At 37.9% G+C, this 15,181-nt stretch carries 17 protein-coding genes and 1 pseudogene; 2 read left to right on the top strand and 16 right to left on the bottom strand.

Features of this window, described 5'->3' with window-relative positions:
* Nucleotides 1-139 precede the first annotated feature (139 nt).
* Both MKZ11_RS16090 and MKZ11_RS16085 read right to left on the bottom strand, forming a co-directional pair.
* On the bottom strand, nt 140-481 hold the full coding sequence (locus MKZ11_RS16090; RefSeq protein WP_340797024.1) for a zinc ribbon domain-containing protein YjdM: 342 nt from the start codon (nt 479-481) through the stop codon (nt 140-142).
* Between the two features lie 267 nt (nt 482-748).
* Nucleotides 749-1,900, bottom strand: a complete 1,152-nt coding sequence (locus tag MKZ11_RS16085; RefSeq protein WP_340795397.1) for a 3-phenylpropionate MFS transporter — start codon at nt 1,898-1,900, stop codon at nt 749-751.
* Nucleotides 1,901-1,981: 81 nt separating this feature from the next.
* Between MKZ11_RS16085 and yeiL the strand changes: the two genes are divergently transcribed.
* Nucleotides 1,982-2,644, top strand: a complete 663-nt coding sequence (yeiL, locus tag MKZ11_RS16080; protein ID WP_340795396.1) for a transcriptional regulator YeiL — start codon at nt 1,982-1,984, stop codon at nt 2,642-2,644.
* A gap of 144 nt (nt 2,645-2,788) precedes the next feature.
* Here yeiL and MKZ11_RS16075 read toward each other — a convergent pair.
* The 5 genes and pseudogenes from MKZ11_RS16075 to MKZ11_RS16055 all read right to left on the bottom strand — a co-directional run bounded on the left by MKZ11_RS16075 (nt 2,789) and on the right by MKZ11_RS16055 (nt 7,621).
* Nucleotides 2,789-4,243 (bottom strand): annotated as a pseudogene (locus MKZ11_RS16075) (Msr family ABC-F type ribosomal protection protein).
* A gap of 560 nt (nt 4,244-4,803) precedes the next feature.
* Nucleotides 4,804-5,289 carry an SRPBCC family protein gene (locus MKZ11_RS16070; protein ID WP_340795395.1) on the bottom strand — a complete coding sequence of 162 codons (486 nt, stop codon included), beginning with the start codon at nt 5,287-5,289 and terminating at the stop codon, nt 4,804-4,806.
* Between the two features lie 154 nt (nt 5,290-5,443).
* A complete protein-coding gene (locus MKZ11_RS16065) occupies nt 5,444-6,742 on the bottom strand; it encodes an arsenic transporter (RefSeq protein ID WP_340795394.1) in 1,299 nt (432 codons plus the stop codon).
* Between the two features lie 15 nt (nt 6,743-6,757).
* On the bottom strand, nt 6,758-7,105 hold the full coding sequence (locus MKZ11_RS16060; protein ID WP_340795393.1) for an ArsR/SmtB family transcription factor: 348 nt from the start codon (nt 7,103-7,105) through the stop codon (nt 6,758-6,760).
* A gap of 180 nt (nt 7,106-7,285) precedes the next feature.
* Nucleotides 7,286-7,621, bottom strand: a complete 336-nt coding sequence (locus tag MKZ11_RS16055) for a DUF3889 domain-containing protein (RefSeq protein ID WP_340795392.1) — start codon at nt 7,619-7,621, stop codon at nt 7,286-7,288.
* Nucleotides 7,622-8,022: 401 nt separating this feature from the next.
* On the opposite strand from MKZ11_RS16055, the gene MKZ11_RS16050 reads away from it, so the two are divergent.
* Entirely contained in the window at nt 8,023-8,526 is a 504-nt protein-coding gene (locus MKZ11_RS16050; RefSeq protein WP_340795391.1) for a DUF2798 domain-containing protein, read from the top strand.
* A gap of 205 nt (nt 8,527-8,731) precedes the next feature.
* Here MKZ11_RS16050 and MKZ11_RS25105 read toward each other — a convergent pair whose 3' ends face one another.
* The 9 genes from MKZ11_RS25105 to MKZ11_RS16010 form a co-directional block, all read right to left on the bottom strand.
* On the bottom strand, nt 8,732-9,142 hold the full coding sequence (locus MKZ11_RS25105; RefSeq protein ID WP_445327005.1) for a DUF5391 family protein: 411 nt from the start codon (nt 9,140-9,142) through the stop codon (nt 8,732-8,734).
* A 59-nt stretch (nt 9,143-9,201) separates the two neighbouring features.
* Nucleotides 9,202-9,495, bottom strand: a complete 294-nt coding sequence (locus MKZ11_RS16045; protein WP_340795390.1) for an RNA polymerase alpha subunit C-terminal domain-containing protein — start codon at nt 9,493-9,495, stop codon at nt 9,202-9,204.
* A gap of 115 nt (nt 9,496-9,610) precedes the next feature.
* Nucleotides 9,611-10,249, bottom strand: a complete 639-nt coding sequence (locus MKZ11_RS16040; protein WP_340797023.1) for an O-methyltransferase — start codon at nt 10,247-10,249, stop codon at nt 9,611-9,613.
* Nucleotides 10,236-10,571 carry a hypothetical protein gene (locus MKZ11_RS16035; protein WP_340795389.1) on the bottom strand — a complete coding sequence of 112 codons (336 nt, stop codon included), beginning with the start codon at nt 10,569-10,571 and terminating at the stop codon, nt 10,236-10,238. The genes MKZ11_RS16040 and MKZ11_RS16035 overlap by 14 nt, the downstream gene beginning before the upstream one ends.
* Nucleotides 10,572-10,772: 201 nt before the next feature.
* Entirely contained in the window at nt 10,773-11,462 is a 690-nt protein-coding gene (locus MKZ11_RS16030) for a class I SAM-dependent methyltransferase (protein ID WP_340795388.1), read from the bottom strand.
* A 21-nt stretch (nt 11,463-11,483) separates the two neighbouring features.
* Complete coding sequence (locus MKZ11_RS16025) at nt 11,484-12,392, bottom strand: NAD(P)/FAD-dependent oxidoreductase (RefSeq protein ID WP_340795387.1); 909 nt, start codon at nt 12,390-12,392, stop codon at nt 11,484-11,486.
* Nucleotides 12,393-12,489: 97 nt separating this feature from the next.
* Nucleotides 12,490-12,891: an Rrf2 family transcriptional regulator gene (locus MKZ11_RS16020; protein WP_340795386.1), complete on the bottom strand. Its 402-nt coding sequence runs from the start codon at nt 12,889-12,891 to the stop codon at nt 12,490-12,492.
* A 570-nt stretch (nt 12,892-13,461) separates the two neighbouring features.
* Complete coding sequence (locus MKZ11_RS16015; RefSeq protein WP_340795385.1) at nt 13,462-13,683, bottom strand: hypothetical protein; 222 nt, start codon at nt 13,681-13,683, stop codon at nt 13,462-13,464.
* A 21-nt stretch (nt 13,684-13,704) separates the two neighbouring features.
* A complete protein-coding gene (locus MKZ11_RS16010) occupies nt 13,705-15,159 on the bottom strand; it encodes an NCS1 family transporter (protein ID WP_340795384.1) in 1,455 nt (484 codons plus the stop codon).
* Nucleotides 15,160-15,181: the final 22 nt, after the last annotated feature.

Genomic DNA, 15,181 nt, shown 5'->3' with positions numbered 1-15,181 from the left:
TTGAAAGGTTATTTATATTTCATCGACTTTTAAGATAGTTATAACAATTAATAAAACCCTCTGTATCCCAGTTCTCAACTAGGATACAGAGGGTGTAGTCCATTTTCTTTTTAATACCTCTATTGCACTAAAATCGTATTTATAGCTTTTTAACAAATTCGGATTTTAACTGCATTGCTCCAAAACCATCAATTTTGCAATCAATATCATGATCCCCATCGACTAAACGGATACTTTTTACTTTTGTACCTACTTTTACGACTGATGAACTTCCTTTTACTTTAAGGTCTTTGATTACTGTTACGGAATCCCCATCATTTAGGATATTTCCATTTGCATCTCTGACAAATTTTTCTTCTTCACTATTTTCAGTTTCCAATGCTAACGTCCATTCGTGGGCACATTCAGGGCAAATAAAAAGATTTCCATCTTCGTATGTATATTCTGAATTACATTTTGGGCAATTTGGCAACTTAATCATAATTTCATTTCCTCCATCCATTTTGTTAATCCTAATCGATAAGAAACTATTTTCAATTTCCTTTTTATAACTTCGTAGGTATTATGCCTACCAACCTTCAATTATAAGCGAAAAACCATAAAGTAAACAACTTTATTTCCTATAAAACGCTGGAGTGACTGATTTCGTAGCATTTTGGTTTTTGAATAGCCCTATTTATTGAAAAACATAAAATAGGACAGAACTGTACCTCCAATTGATAAACAATTAGAGGTACAGTTCGCAAAGTTAATAATCGTAATGCTTTCTAGTCATCATAATAAGCAGCATAGCCGGAATAGTAGACACAACCATTCCTAAAAATGCAAGCCTTGGAGAAACTTCATATAAAAATCCTCCTGCTAACGTTAAAACAGCAGTGCTCAGGCTTAGTGCGAGAGCTGAATAAATGCCTTGCGCATTCGGAATTTGCTGCTCGGGTAAGTTTTTAGTTATATATCGAATAAACGCATAATGTGCGACGCCAAAAGATAGCGCATGCAAGCTTTGAGATAACATAAATACCCACACACTTGGAAACAAAAATACAAGTACCCAACGTAAAGTCGATCCTGATGCTGCTAATAATAATAACGATGAGGGCTTCCATTTCTTAAACAAGTGATCGGCATTCGCAAAATAGATGATTTCAAAAATGATTGCAATATTAATAACTATTCCAATATAGTAATTATCTACACCTAAGTCTTGTAAATAAATATAGCCATAATTATAATACGATGCATGTGCACCTTGCAATAAAATGACGATCAGTAACACAATTGGGAAACTTTTAACCTGAAATAAACTGCGCATCGATAGTGAATCCTTACGATTCTTCACGGTCGGTTTAACTAATAGTACAGCTGGTGTCGGTAGTAAGCGCAGGAAGAGCATTAAACAAAGTCCAACCATCATGCTCCATAAAATAGCCTGCTCCCCAAAATAGCCTGTTACAATACTAATAATAAGCACTGAAATAACAAAGCCTATTGAACCGTACGACCGACTTTTCCCGTAATGTACATCACCTTGCTGTACTAAAGCACCTGCTGTACTGTCAACCGCAGGAAGTAGTGCTGGATAAACGGCACTAAATAGGAGTGTTACAACAAATAGCGCGCCAAATGACGAAGTTGGAATATAAAGGATTGTCGCTACAAGTGAACTAACTGTCAACACAAGAACAACCTTTTGACTACTCCAGTATTTAGAGGCAAGCGGGAAGGCAAATAGCGTCGATGCACCACGTGCTAATAATCCAAATCCCATGATTAGGCTTGCTTCCGTCACACTTAAACCTTTGCCTTGAACAAGCCATCCTGTCCAATAAGGTAGAAATATACCCCACGTTATAAAAAAAACAAAAAAACTCTGTGAAAGCCAGCGTTGATTATTCATCATTGATCCCTCCGTATTTATTGCATAGTACCACGTATACACTTACAATAATGTGAGATATCTCATATTAAGGAGGATAAAATGCAGTTTTTAGCCGAGCCTATGCGCAGTTACTATATCGAAAAATATCCGATTCAGTCACTCTTCTCCTTTCCAATTACCCCGTTTATCCAAGTTTATCAGTTTGAACGTGGTGAATTTATCTTTAAAGAAGGCTCCCATCCTGAATTTATGTACTATCTTGTCGAAGGAAAGGCAAAACTATACGTTACACACAAAAATGGCAAAGTGTCGCTCATCAATTTTTTACAAGCACCAACTTTCATGGGTGAAATTGAGCTGTTAAATGCAGAACGCTATTCTAAAGGTATCCAAACTGCCACACAAGCCATTTGTCTTGCCATTCCAATTCATGCCTATAAAGATAAACTCTTAACCGATGCGACTTTTCTGAGGTATTTATGCAACTTTTTAAGTCAAAAAATGACTATGATTTCAGAAAAGCATTCTCAAAATCAAGCTTATCCGCTAGAAAACCGTCTTGCCGCCTTTATACTTTTATCGGCAGACCAAAACTTTTACAAAGAAAAACATACGGAAATATGCGAATACTTAGGGGTTTCTTATCGTCACCTACTTTACGTACTAGCACAACTATGCGAGGCGGGTATCATTGAAAAGGAATCACGGGGCTACACCATTCGAGACAAAGAACGTCTACAAAAATTAGCTAAAGAAGTTTAATTCGAAAATAAGAAAAGTTCCCACTATAATAGCCTAGTAATTTAACTTGCGTGAGCTATTCTTAGACAGTAAGTCCCTCCTCTTGAAGGAACTTAAAAAATAAAGCCGTTGAGATATTCTCAACGGCTTAGATTTTAATTGAAATTACACTTGATTCAATTGTTTCGCATGAATCTGATACTGCAGATCTGCTACATTGTCTATGAACACCTGATCATGAGCGACAAATACCACTGTTCCTTCATATGCAACTATAAATCGTTCTAATGCTCCAAGTGCATGAATGTCTAAAAAATTGGTCGGTTCGTCTAATAATAAAATATTATACTCACCTAAGAACAACTGACAAAGTTGTAAACGGATCGCCTCTCCACCGCTTAATGACTTCACACTTTTTTGTATATCTGTACCTACAAACTGCATCGCATGTAAAACGCTGCGTAAAAATCCTTCATCATATGCTGATTGTTTTTTTACGAATTGCAGTACTGTTTCATTTATCTTAAATTGGTAACCCATCTGTTGGAAGTAACCCATTTTCACTTTTGGTGAAAATGTTAAACCCTTTCCTTCGGTAGCGATATGGTGAAGTAAGGTACTTTTACCAACACCATTTACGCCTGTAATCGCAATTTTTTTACCAAGCGGCAGTTGAAAGCTCACTCTATCTAATAACACGTTATCGTTAACTTGGAGAGTTAATTGGTCTGCCATAATTGGAAACTTATTATGCATTTCCAATGCTTTTGATTGGCGGAACACAATATGCTTTTCTTCTTGTACAGCTTCGATTTCCTCAAGTTGTTCCATGCGCTGCTCTATCGCTTTTGCCGTGCGATGCACCGCTTTTTGGCTTGTTCCTTTCGATTTCGTTTCAAACATTCGATTCGCCTTTGCATTCGATTCTTTTTTCTACATGCTACCAGCTTGAGCGATTTTTTCGGCTTTTTTCATTTTATCTTGCGCTGCTTTTTTAAGGCGACGCTTCTCTTTTATGAATTGTTCATGAGCTTGCGCCTGTTGTTCACGTTCCAACTGTTTTTTCGCCTGATAAGCACTGTAATTTCCTGAATAGACATGTACTTCGCCGTCACCAACTTCCCAAATTATAGTGACCAGTTCATCCAAAACAGCACGATCATGGCTAATTAATACAAGCGCTCCGTAATAATAGCGTAGTTCATTGAGTAAAAACAAAATGCCTTCTTGATCCAAATGTGTAGTCGGCTCATCAATCAGTAATGTCTCGTAATAATGCGTAAACAATTGTGCAAGTTTCAGTCTTGTCTGCTCACCACCACTTAACTCCCCGGAATTTTGCGGTACTGCTAATTTCCCAAGTAATGCTACATCCGCTTCTGCATGAGTAGGGGCTTCAACCTGTGCAAAATAGCCGCTCTCCACATGACACTTTAATTTTCCGCGTGTCGGTTGAATATTGCCAGCAAGTAATTTTAATAACGTACTCTTTCCTGCACCATTTTTCCCGACGATGCCGATGCGGTCAAATTGATGTACAGCTAATCGTTCAATCTTTAATACTTCTTTATCTAAATAGGAAATTTCGATATTTTCTAATTCAAAACATACTTGTTCCATATTCGCTACCTCCGAAATTTGTAATTTCGTATCGATAGCTAGGATCGATACGAGCTTCTATTTCAAGCTCGTATCAATAGAATAATAACATCCCCATGCAAACTCCCTCCAAATCTTCGAAATTCTACTAAATTACATAAAAAAGCACACAGATTAACCTGTGTACTTAAAAATGGTATAGATATCCGTAGAGCGATAAAAATTCTACAACCCATCTAACCTAGTGCACACAACAAATAACCTCCCGAAAGAGTGATCTTACAAACTATGTGCATCTCAATTAGTATAGTTGTACAAATCCCATATCTATCGCTCCTTTCAATTCTTAAAATTATACTAACTTGTTCCTTTTGAATTGTCAATTTTTTGACTTTACAACTATGCGATGACATCAAAATCAGGGACATATACAACTAATTTGACCGCGTATTCGGATGATCCATGGCCCAAAGTGCCACAGATTGGTGTTTTACGAATTTGAGTTGCTCATAAATTTCTTCTTTTGTATCTGTATCTACACAACTTTTTTCCCTATTTTCAAAAATTACAATCTTTAATAGTTACTGTTCAATCTGTTTGATTGCCAAACTATACTTCTTATACCATTTTTCCCATTCATCTTTCGGGAAGTCCATGTAATGTTCATTCAGTAAAGCGCTCAAAATATCTAAGGATACATGCCATCCTGCCAAATCTTTTGGTGTATGATCATTTAGTGTGCTGATAAATTCTTTCATTATCAATAAACAGCCCTCAGATTTGGAGTATAATTCGAAACGAACCCTACCGTCACCCCACTCATATTCTAGGATGGAACCCTTTTTGAAATCTGTTATCTCCATATCAATAGATGACCCACTCCCGTCATTCATATTGAATTTTATGGTCCCTCCTTTTCGAAGTTCTATAACTTGAAGATTAGAAAACCATCTTTCCAACTTTCTGTTGTCTGTTAAAGCAACCCACACTTTTTCCACTGAATGATGTAAAGAACGTTCAAATCGTTCAATGTAGCCATCCTCAACTTTTTCTATTACTGCTTTCAATTGTTATTCCTCCTTTAAAAATTGTTCAAGTACATCGAACACGTTAGAAAAAACTTCATTTCTATTCACCCATTCCTTCTGCTTTAAGGGTCATCAGATCCCTAATGAACTCGTTACGCTTTGTGGAGTTTTTCGACATAATGAAACCGTTTTTTTATTGAATAAATGACAGCCAACCATACAATCCGATTAATGTAATTAATAGTGTGGGAACTGTTAAGAGTATACCGATTTTAAAATAACTACCCCAAGATATTTTCACCCCTTTTTGAGATAAAACATGTAGCCATAATAAAGTAGCTAAAGAGCCAATAGGAGTGATTTTCGGACCTAGATCTGACCCGATTATATTTGCATATATCAAAGCCTCACGAATTGGTCCTGTTGTAGACGTTTCTGATATCGCTAGCGCGTTAATCATGACGGTCGGCAAATTATTCATAATCGATGATAATATTGCTGCAATAAAGCCCATCGAAACAGTGGCTACAAACAGTCCTTGATTGGCAGCCAGTTGAATGACGTCAGCCAAGACACTTGTCAGACCGGCATTACGCAATCCGTAAACGACGACGTACATTCCGACCGAGAAAAAAACGATGGCCCAAGGTGCACCTTTGAGTACTTGCTTCGTGTGAACCACGGGGCTTCTTTGTGTCATAATCATAAAGAATATGGCCGTAAATCCAACAATGATAGAAACAGGAAGTCCCGTAAACCCACTTGAGAAATAGCCGACAAGTAATACGCTTAAAATCACCCAAGTTAGTCTGAATAATTTTATATCTTTGATAGCATCCTTCGGTTCTTTTAAATCTGAGACATCATAGTCTTTAGGAATACTTTTACGGAAGAATAGCAACAACACGAAGATACTTGCAACTAAAGAAAATAAATTCGGGACAATCATTCTGGATGCATATTCAACAAAACCGATACCAAAAAAGTCTGCTGAAACAATATTGACTAGGTTACTTACAACTAATGGTAATGAAGTGGTGTCAGCTATAAAACCACTGGCAATAATAAATGGGAAAATCATCTTTTCATTGAAATTTAAATTTCGCACCATCGCAAGAACGATTGGCGTTAGTATTAAGGCAGCCCCATCGTTTGCGAACAAAGCGGCAACAACTGCCCCCAGAATACTGACGTAAACAAACATCCGAATTCCACTGCCTTTAGCTAATCTAGCCATATGTAGAGCAGCCCACTCGAAGAATCCGATTTCATCTAAGATCAATGAGATGATTATAATGGCGATGAAAGCAAGAGTCGCATTCCATACAATCCCTGTCACATCAATAACGTCTTGAAAGTTAACTACTCCTACTAACAGAGATATCATTGCTCCAATACAGGCGGACCATCCTATTGATAAATTTCTAGGCTGCCAGATAACAAAAATAAGTGTAATGATGAATATCAATGAAGCCGTTATTACCGAAACCAATATTTTTTCTCCTTCCTACTCACAACAAACTCTAAGCCCTTGCACTTCCAGTTTTTCTATGGACTCATCCTGTTTGGGCAGTTGTTCAAGAATGCTTTGAATAAACGAATAGTCTTCATGACTTTTATTAATCGAGAAGAAAATCCATTGCCCTTTACGTTCTTCTTTGACTAACTTAATATCCCTCAGTTTACGCAAATGCTGACTGATCGCCGGCTGACTCATATTAAAAATCTCAACAAATTCACACACACAGCACTCATGTGACTTAAGTAATTGCATCATGGTCAAACGTGTTGGATCTCCGAGTAATTTTAAGAGTTGTGATGCTCGCTGAATATCAATCGTTACTGTTTCATTCATCAGTTATCCCTCCTCTAAATCATCATATAACGATATCCTTATATGTACAAGTAGATTAATTTTCTTTAATAAATTGAATTTAAGCATTTGCCTTTAGGTCTAAGACACTTTTCGTCATGCTAATGACTTTCAAGTATGTCATGACCAGCACGAAGCCTAGTTATTCTCGCTATGGCTTATCTAGAAGTTTCTTGAAGTTTCTTGAAGTTCAATAGTTATCACCTTTTCAGTTTCGGTAGTATACGTAATTCTTACAATAACGCCGAATTCGTTATCCCCCTCTTTTAACCACAACTTAAACCTTTCTATTGTTGACTCCCCTTTAGATTCACTCCCTTCATGCAGGTAGTCAATAATATTCGCATGGGGATATTTTGATTGGGTCTCTTTAATTGCAAGCTTACTCCATTTGGCATAACTTGGAATTGCTTGTAGCGCATAAGGAATCGTCGAGATATGTGTGGGAATTGCATTAATTATAATAAAAATTCCAAGTGCTAAACTTATTTTTCGCATAATTGACTTCATCTCCTTTTCAATAGGATGAGTCATTTGCATAAAATCATTCCATACCAAGTAGGCTTTTGAAAATAGGCACCTTTTTATGAGGGGAAAAGATTGTTCAAAACGAATTCCTTTATTGTGATTTACTATACCTTCTCCAACTCACCCGCCTATTATTGTCTAAGTTGTGAACACGTCCTATACAACAAAGTAAAAAAACACTTACATCAGCGAGATTTATTTTGCTACACTAACAAACAGACCGGGTGGTATACCTTAAATATGAATACAAAAGTGCAGGGCTTAAACGTCTGGAATGTTACAAAAACATAATCCATTACTGGCACAGTTATTGCTTTATTTAGCATATTACAAAGGTCTCGAATAAGCTTTTGGAAAGGAAGGAAGAAAAAATGAAACAAGAAACAAGATTACCAAGAAACGGTAAGGAAGGTGCATTGTACGGTGCAATCATTTGTACACTGACGGTGCTGTTTATGGTGTCATTAAATGTCATTCTAGTTTTCGGAGAGTTTAATCAAGAGGCTGCCCTAACGATTATTAAAATGTTACCGATTTTCTGGATTATTGCCATGATCATTGAACCGGTTTTAATTGGTCGTATTGCTGAAAAATTGGTAAAAAAATTTACGCAGCCAACAGACAGCTTTAATGCCAAAATTTTATTTCGCATCTTATTTACTGTACTTGGAATGTCAATTTGTATGACGCTTATTGCTGATATCATAGGGAACGGTTTTAGTTCAACTATCTTCAGCAACTTCCTAACGAATTGGCCAAGAAACTTCTTAATCGTCTTAATCGCTGAGAGTCTAGTGATACAACCAATTGCACGATTTGCTATGGTAAAGCTGCATGCTTCCCAAGATAAAAAAAGTCAGGCAGTAGTGCTTTAAAACGACATTGTTAAACAAAACACATGCACAACTTTAATAGTGAACTACTGCCTCGCTAGTTCCCTTTTAATCGGATTTTCTCTTTAGGTGGAAACTAAAACGATTTATGGTTTTGTATGTACTGAACTTTTATTAAGGGACAGTTTACTAAAAGGATTCTCTATACTCTTGGCTGTGATTATATGGCTCCGGCATTTCGCTGGAGTCATTTTTTAAAAGTTCCATTGCTTTCGTGTTTGGTTGTAATGTTCGATATAAGTCTCCACTCTGTCTTTACGTTAGTTGAAGGATTTTTAGATAGCCGGAAAGTAACAAAGAACCAAATGAGATTTACCAGTAGAGCTGCTATGCATATTCCCATAATTCCAAGAGAATAAGGAAAAGAATCTGTTCGTAAACCTAGTAGTAATACAATCCCTAAGACTGCAATATTGATTAGTATCCCAAAACTACAAAAAATAGCAATAATATATCGGATGGCATCTAATCTTATTTTATAGATAATTAAAGGTAAGAGATATAAGACTAGAATCATCCCTATTGCTGACCACATACCTACAGAGCCAAATGTATTAGCATTAGGGCCTAATTCAGAGAGTGGCGAAAATGAGGTCATTACTATATAAAAGTGCTGGGCTCCCACCTAGATACTCTCACACATTAAATGCTGTTTTGTTAAAGTTTAAATAATAATCCATTTTCATCCAGATAAGTTTTAAGTATAGGCAAGGAAGCTGGACCTATGCCGTGAAATTGCAAAATCTCTTTTTCACTAAAAGTGGATAGTTGTTGCAACGTCGTAATACCTTGCTGCTCTAACGCTCTTCTTGCGGGTGCCGAAAGTTTTGAGAGAAAACCATTGTCAGGCTTACGTTCTTGTTCACATATCGGGCAGCTTAGACAATCACTACTCTTATAATAGTTATGTCCCTTGCTGCATATCCGTAAACTACTTTTTAAAGTTGTCATGATTAAATGTCTCCTTTCTTTCGATTCCACTTTCCTAATTATACAACACTCGGGGTAGACTTTTTTAATGAAAAATACCAGATTCTCATTCGTCGAGAACCCGGTAACTCCCTGCTTATTTCTTAACTCTTGAAATCGTCAGTCCATCCCCAATTGGAATAAGAAGCGATTCTAATTGGGGATGATTGGCCACAGTTTCATTGAAGGTCTTCATTAATTCCGTATAGCGTTTAGATTTAGCACCCTCGTCCACTACACTACCGCCAGCCAGAACATTATCCGTAACGATCACAGCACCCGAATCTGCAAGCCGAATACAATAGTCTAAGTAATTTTCATAGTTTTCTTTATCCGCATCAATAAAGAAAAAATCAAATCGCTGATTCTCATCAACTAGTTTCTCAAGGCTTTGCAAAGCAGCCCCCGTCATATAGGATACTTGATTGCCAAAGCCAGCTTTAGTTAGATTGTTGGATGCTAACGTTGCGTATCTCTCCTCTAATTCAAGGGATGTCAATTTCCCTTCACTACCCAATCCTCTGGCAAGACAAATTCCGCTATAACCGCCAAGTGCACCGATTTCCAGTACATTTTCTGCCCCTGAAATAGCTGTCAGCATCGTGAGCAGCTTGCCAGAAGAAGGTGAAACCGATATGGCAGGCATGCCGTTTTCTTCAATGGACGCAATCACTCCCTCCAACAGAGCATCTTGCTTTGTAAACACTGCATCGATATAACCGTTAATTTGTTTCATCCATTTCAATCCCTTCCTCATTCGCATCTACTGACTTGTTACTATCAACCATTTCATCCTCATTGATTTCAAATAGTTGAATAAATTCATTAATGACCATATCAATTGCTTTTAATTCACCAATTAAAATGGGCTGAATCGATTGAAACTCGGGTTGATCTAACTGCTGTTTAGTCGTGGAACGCTTCAGATGCATGCGCTCTAAAAAAGCAATAGCCCTCCCGCGGCGAAAGGTTTTCGCCCCACGCTGATGTGAACCCTCTTCTCCATCACGACGCCTACCACGGTGACGTCCTTCTTTCTTAGCCTGTTCATCTCTCATAATCAATCACCTTTCTTTGTATACGTTTGTATACTCATCTTAATAATCCTCATTGTATACAATTGTATACGAGTCGTCAATGTTAAGTGATTATTACTCAATAAAAAAAGAGTCTTACTACACGTTTAATGTAGCAAGACTCCTATTTGGTACCATTGTTAATTGTGCCCTGTTAGTTGGATGCATCAAGGCAGAGTATAATCATCCTGCATGACAAATCCATCCAGCGAAAAGGCCAGTTGAATAAAATCGAGCTATATTAGTAAAACCGGATTCTACTAATAGTCGTTCGATGTGATCTTCAGGAATGAAAGAAATGTTCATAATAACTTTACCCATCTCATCCACTTTAGACAATTCGTACCCGGCATCAAGGTAAAAGCTTTTCCATACGTTTATTCTGTCCTGAAGTTCGGCCTCACCAGGGTCTCCGTACGCGCTAACTAGAATGAATGGAGCTCCTGGCTTTAAATTATCCTTTATAGTTCTAAGCAATTTCAGCTTCTGTTGTACATCGACTATGAAGTGAAGAACCAAGATACAACTTGCGGCGTCAAATTTAGAGTCTGGAAGTGGCAAATCAGTAATTGTTCCCTGAATAAGTCTGACACGACTTTCTAAGCCTAATTGAATTGATTTATTCTTAGCCATCTGAAGCATCTCTTTTGAAGGGTCAACTCCGGTAAATGTCCATTTTGGGTTAGACGGTCCCCATGCGGCTAGTTCATTTCCACCACCCGCTCCGATTACGAGCAATGATGCTTCTTTTTCGCCCAATTTAGCTCGAAAATAAGATTGAACCATCGTGAATAATGTATCATATGTGGGAATCGAGATTCGAGCGTTTGCCTCGATAGTGTTTTTGGATTTGAATGTAAGTTCATCTTTCATTAATTCATACCTCTCTTATCTTTAGAATCGTTCCATTGTTAAATCCACATTTACAGAAAATGCAGCTTTACTTCCATCCGCGGCAGCAATCAGTAAAGACGAGGGTCCTGCTTGTTCTGCCTCTCCAGCAATATAAATATTTTTTACGGTTGTACGTCCAGAACCATCCGTTACGGTCGCTCCCAGTTCAGTTAACTCGCACCCTATTTGTTCAACAAATTTGTTTGAACGATAAAAGGAAGGTATGACAAATCCACCAGTTCTTGCGATAATCTCTTCAGACTCAAACTCAACCCGTTGTAAAAAGCCATTCTTCCCATGTAATTTCAGGATAGGTTCTGTCATCACCTTGATGTCCCGTTGTTGTAACTGTTCGAATCCTACTGTAGACATTTCATTTCCATTGGTTACAACTACTAAATCTTTCGACCAGTTATACACAAGTTTAGCCATATGAAGCGCATGCTCTTCCTTCTCAGCGATGATAACTAAGGGGGTGTCCCGAAGTTCCCAGCCATCACAATACGGGCAACTAAATAGACTTTTCCCATAGTATGTTTTAATAGCTGGAATGGCCGGAAAAACTTCTTGAACCCCTGTAGCTAAAATGATTTTTTCTGTAAGATATTCATGCCCATCCTTTGTCTTAACCTTAAACCTCTCACTAGTAGGTTCTTTGATGATTTTAGTAACCGTCGTGTTAATAATAGATACGGACGGATATTTTTTTAATTCATCGAGGCCTAGTTCTTTGAATTTCTGTGGTTTAATGCCATCCCGTGTAATAAAACCATGTGATTCTTGCGTAACTCTATTCCTATTTGTCCCATCATCCAAAACAGCTATCTTTCTTCTTGCTCTGCCTAACACTAAGCTAGCACTTAAACCAGCTGGTCCAGCCCCAATAATCATACAATCAAAAATAGTCATTTTCTTCATCCTGCTTTCTATCTATATTCTTATTCGTTTCTATTAAAGATATACAATGTCTTTAATATCTCTCATATATTTTAAAAAAGACGACGGTTTAAAGAGTCACCGTCATTTTCTTTGCAAGATCTCCTATTGTTTGATTGATTAATTCTTGCTCCATCTTTTCTTCTGCGGAAACCATAACCTTTTGAATTAAGCATTCGGGATTGTGGTTTAGACAGCAGTCAAATAAGGAAGTCGATCCTTCGATTGCGCGAATAATTTCTAAAAACGAAATAGCTTCCCAATTTGATTTTAACTTATAGCCACCATTGGCTCCTGATACTGATTCAATCATGCCTGCCTTGACTAATTTTGTTAAGATCTTGGATAAGTAAGTAGGGGAAACCCCTTGAGCCTCAGCCAATTGTTGGACACCCATGCGCTTTTCAGGAGCAACCGCTGTTAGATACATCATCGTATGAAGTGCATAATTCGTCGCTTTAGAATATTTCAAGTACCTAAACCTCCTTTATTACAGACTATAAGTATCTACAATAACTTTTATTTATTCAAGTGTCAACTAATTAGATATGTGCATCTGAAGCAAATTCATCTCAGCTTGTTGCATAAAACTCCGGGCACCATGTCAAAATGATATACTATCCTTTTTGAAAAATGGTAATACCATCTGGCTCTCCAAGTTAATTTTAAACATTCCATAAAATATGGAGTGCTTCTTCTATTTCTATGTGCCCTTTTGCCACTAACTCCGTAAATTCTAGCCGATGATGTTTTGACAAAATCAAAAGAAGCCCATCGTTAAAAAGCGCATGATCTAAAAAGCCATTACATTTTCACTTTCATACACTTTGTAAATCGGCAATTCCCTTTTCGTTTACGAGCAACCTAAACAAGTATCCATACAGTCCCCTCATTGTCGATCTACCAAACTACTTCGTGAATTGCATTCTAAATACCTTCTCGCACCGTTTAAATAGGCCAACCCATTGCTAATGAAGATACAAGCATAACATTAAAACTCTATTCTAGTATTGTAATAGAATAGAGTTTTAACCACTTCATATTAAATTGACATACCTTCTTGCAACTGCGTTTGTTCTAGGAGCTTTGCTGCAAAATATTTACGCGCGTCGGCGGTCAAAATCTGCAAACAAACTTTTTCCTGTCGTTCAAACTCGACAAACATCCCACTTAAATTTTCATTCACATAATGGACTTTAAATCCCTTGTCTAAATAATCATCCACTTGTTTCATTTCATCCTTGCTTAGTAAATAATCCGACATACACACACCCCGCTTTTCTTATTAAACACCTTTTTCTTCTATTTCTTGCACGACGATATCGTCCCAATCGTGACCAACTGTAATACCCAAATACTTGGCGTCACTAGGATCGTCTAGTTCGGCTTGCGGGTACTTTTTGAACCACCAATATTTCGCCAAGACATAGTACACGAGTGCCCCCACGAAAAAGCCCACCAATGAAGAATACGTTGGGAACATATTCGCTAAGATACCACCGATCACCCAAGCGATTAATCCCGCTAAGTTAAAGCCATTCATATACTTATATTGGCCTTCTAACTCGTACAGTTCTTTTACGTTCACACGACGTTTACGGATTAAATAATAATCGGCGAATAATATCCCCACAATTGCTGTTAAAATACCACCAATGATTAATAGCGCATCGACTAAGACGCCAAATAAGCTCCACGGCTGTGCTAAAATCCCAATAATTCCCGCAATGATAACCCCAGCCCAGAACGGTACTTTGGGTCCACCAATGTTTGAGAAAATCGTGGCCGCAGGAATCACGTTTGCGGACGTATTTGTCGACCATTGCGCTAACACAATCATCAGCAATAAAATTCCTAACGCAATTCCATTTGCACTTTGCTGCAAGGCATTTATCGGATCAGCAGATGCCACGGCCATATAACATACTGCACCAATGGCTACGATAAATGTGTTGGTAATCGGCATCACGATTAAAGAACCAACTAACTGTGTTTTATTGCGTTTGAACCAATTGCGCTCATTTTTTGGCGCTTTAAAGAAACGTGATAGTGTTGGCATATCAGCTGCTAACGTTGCCCAGAATCCCATGTTCGCCATCATCACGACCATGAACGCAGTAAAAGCTGCCATCCCTGTCGTCGGTGATTCCACCCATGCCCACACATCTTTCCCTTGTGCCGTTGCTTTATCGGCAAGCGTATAGTACATCCAGCACGATATTAAAATAATAACCGGCGCCGCAAAATCCGCAAAGCGCTCAATGGATTTAATGCCAAGCGATGTGTTAATTAACTGTAATGCCGCAAAAATAAGGAAACATAAAAACCAATTATTAAAGTCGAATAATAAATTCAAAATCCCATTGATGGCCATTGCACCAAAATAGGTGTTAAGACCGAACCAACAAGCCGCTGTCACCCCACGAACGAGCGATGGTATATGCGTGCCAATTGTACCAAATGGGGCACGCATATAAACCGGGAAGGACAAGCCGTGCTCAATACCAATATCACCGATTAACGTCATAAATACGCCGATTAATACGGAACCTATCATTGTCGCTAAAATCACCATCGGCAATGGCAAACTCATAATACCTGATCCGCCAATTGCAAAGGCGGCTAAAACGATGGCCATTCCTACCCAAATCACTGCAAAACCAAATGTTCCGATACTTCTTTTTTGATGTGTCACTGGAAGTAAGTCTGGTGATTTTAAATAATCCCCACCATTTGCCATTCATGTCTCTCCCTTATATTAG

The sequence above is a fragment of the Sporosarcina sp. FSL K6-1508 genome, from assembly GCF_038007465.1.
GTDB classification, from domain to species: domain Bacteria; phylum Bacillota; class Bacilli; order Bacillales_A; family Planococcaceae; genus Sporosarcina; species Sporosarcina psychrophila_B.
The sequence above is the reverse complement of the archived record's forward strand: the minus strand, read 5'-3'. Positions and strand labels throughout refer to the sequence as shown.

Coding starts and splice junctions, on each gene's coding strand:
- MKZ11_RS16090 (WP_340797024.1), bottom strand. CDS start 481: ATGATTAAGTTGCCAAATTGCCCAAAATGTAATTCAGAATATACATAC.
- MKZ11_RS16085 (WP_340795397.1), bottom strand. CDS start 1,900: ATGAATAATCAACGCTGGCTTTCACAGAGTTTTTTTGTTTTTTTTATA.
- yeiL (WP_340795396.1), top strand. CDS start 1,982: ATGCAGTTTTTAGCCGAGCCTATGCGCAGTTACTATATCGAAAAATAT.
- MKZ11_RS16060 (WP_340795393.1), bottom strand. CDS start 7,105: ATGAATGAAACAGTAACGATTGATATTCAGCGAGCATCACAACTCTTA.
- MKZ11_RS16055 (WP_340795392.1), bottom strand. CDS start 7,621: ATGCGAAAAATAAGTTTAGCACTTGGAATTTTTATTATAATTAATGCA.
- MKZ11_RS16050 (WP_340795391.1), top strand. CDS start 8,023: ATGAAACAAGAAACAAGATTACCAAGAAACGGTAAGGAAGGTGCATTG.
- MKZ11_RS25105 (WP_445327005.1), bottom strand. CDS start 9,142: ATGACCTCATTTTCGCCACTCTCTGAATTAGGCCCTAATGCTAATACA.
- MKZ11_RS16045 (WP_340795390.1), bottom strand. CDS start 9,495: ATGACAACTTTAAAAAGTAGTTTACGGATATGCAGCAAGGGACATAAC.
- MKZ11_RS16040 (WP_340797023.1), bottom strand. CDS start 10,249: ATGAAACAAATTAACGGTTATATCGATGCAGTGTTTACAAAGCAAGAT.
- MKZ11_RS16035 (WP_340795389.1), bottom strand. CDS start 10,571: ATGAGAGATGAACAGGCTAAGAAAGAAGGACGTCACCGTGGTAGGCGT.
- MKZ11_RS16030 (WP_340795388.1), bottom strand. CDS start 11,462: ATGAAAGATGAACTTACATTCAAATCCAAAAACACTATCGAGGCAAAC.
- MKZ11_RS16025 (WP_340795387.1), bottom strand. CDS start 12,392: ATGACTATTTTTGATTGTATGATTATTGGGGCTGGACCAGCTGGTTTA.
- MKZ11_RS16015 (WP_340795385.1), bottom strand. CDS start 13,683: ATGTCGGATTATTTACTAAGCAAGGATGAAATGAAACAAGTGGATGAT.
- MKZ11_RS16010 (WP_340795384.1), bottom strand. CDS start 15,159: ATGGCAAATGGTGGGGATTATTTAAAATCACCAGACTTACTTCCAGTG.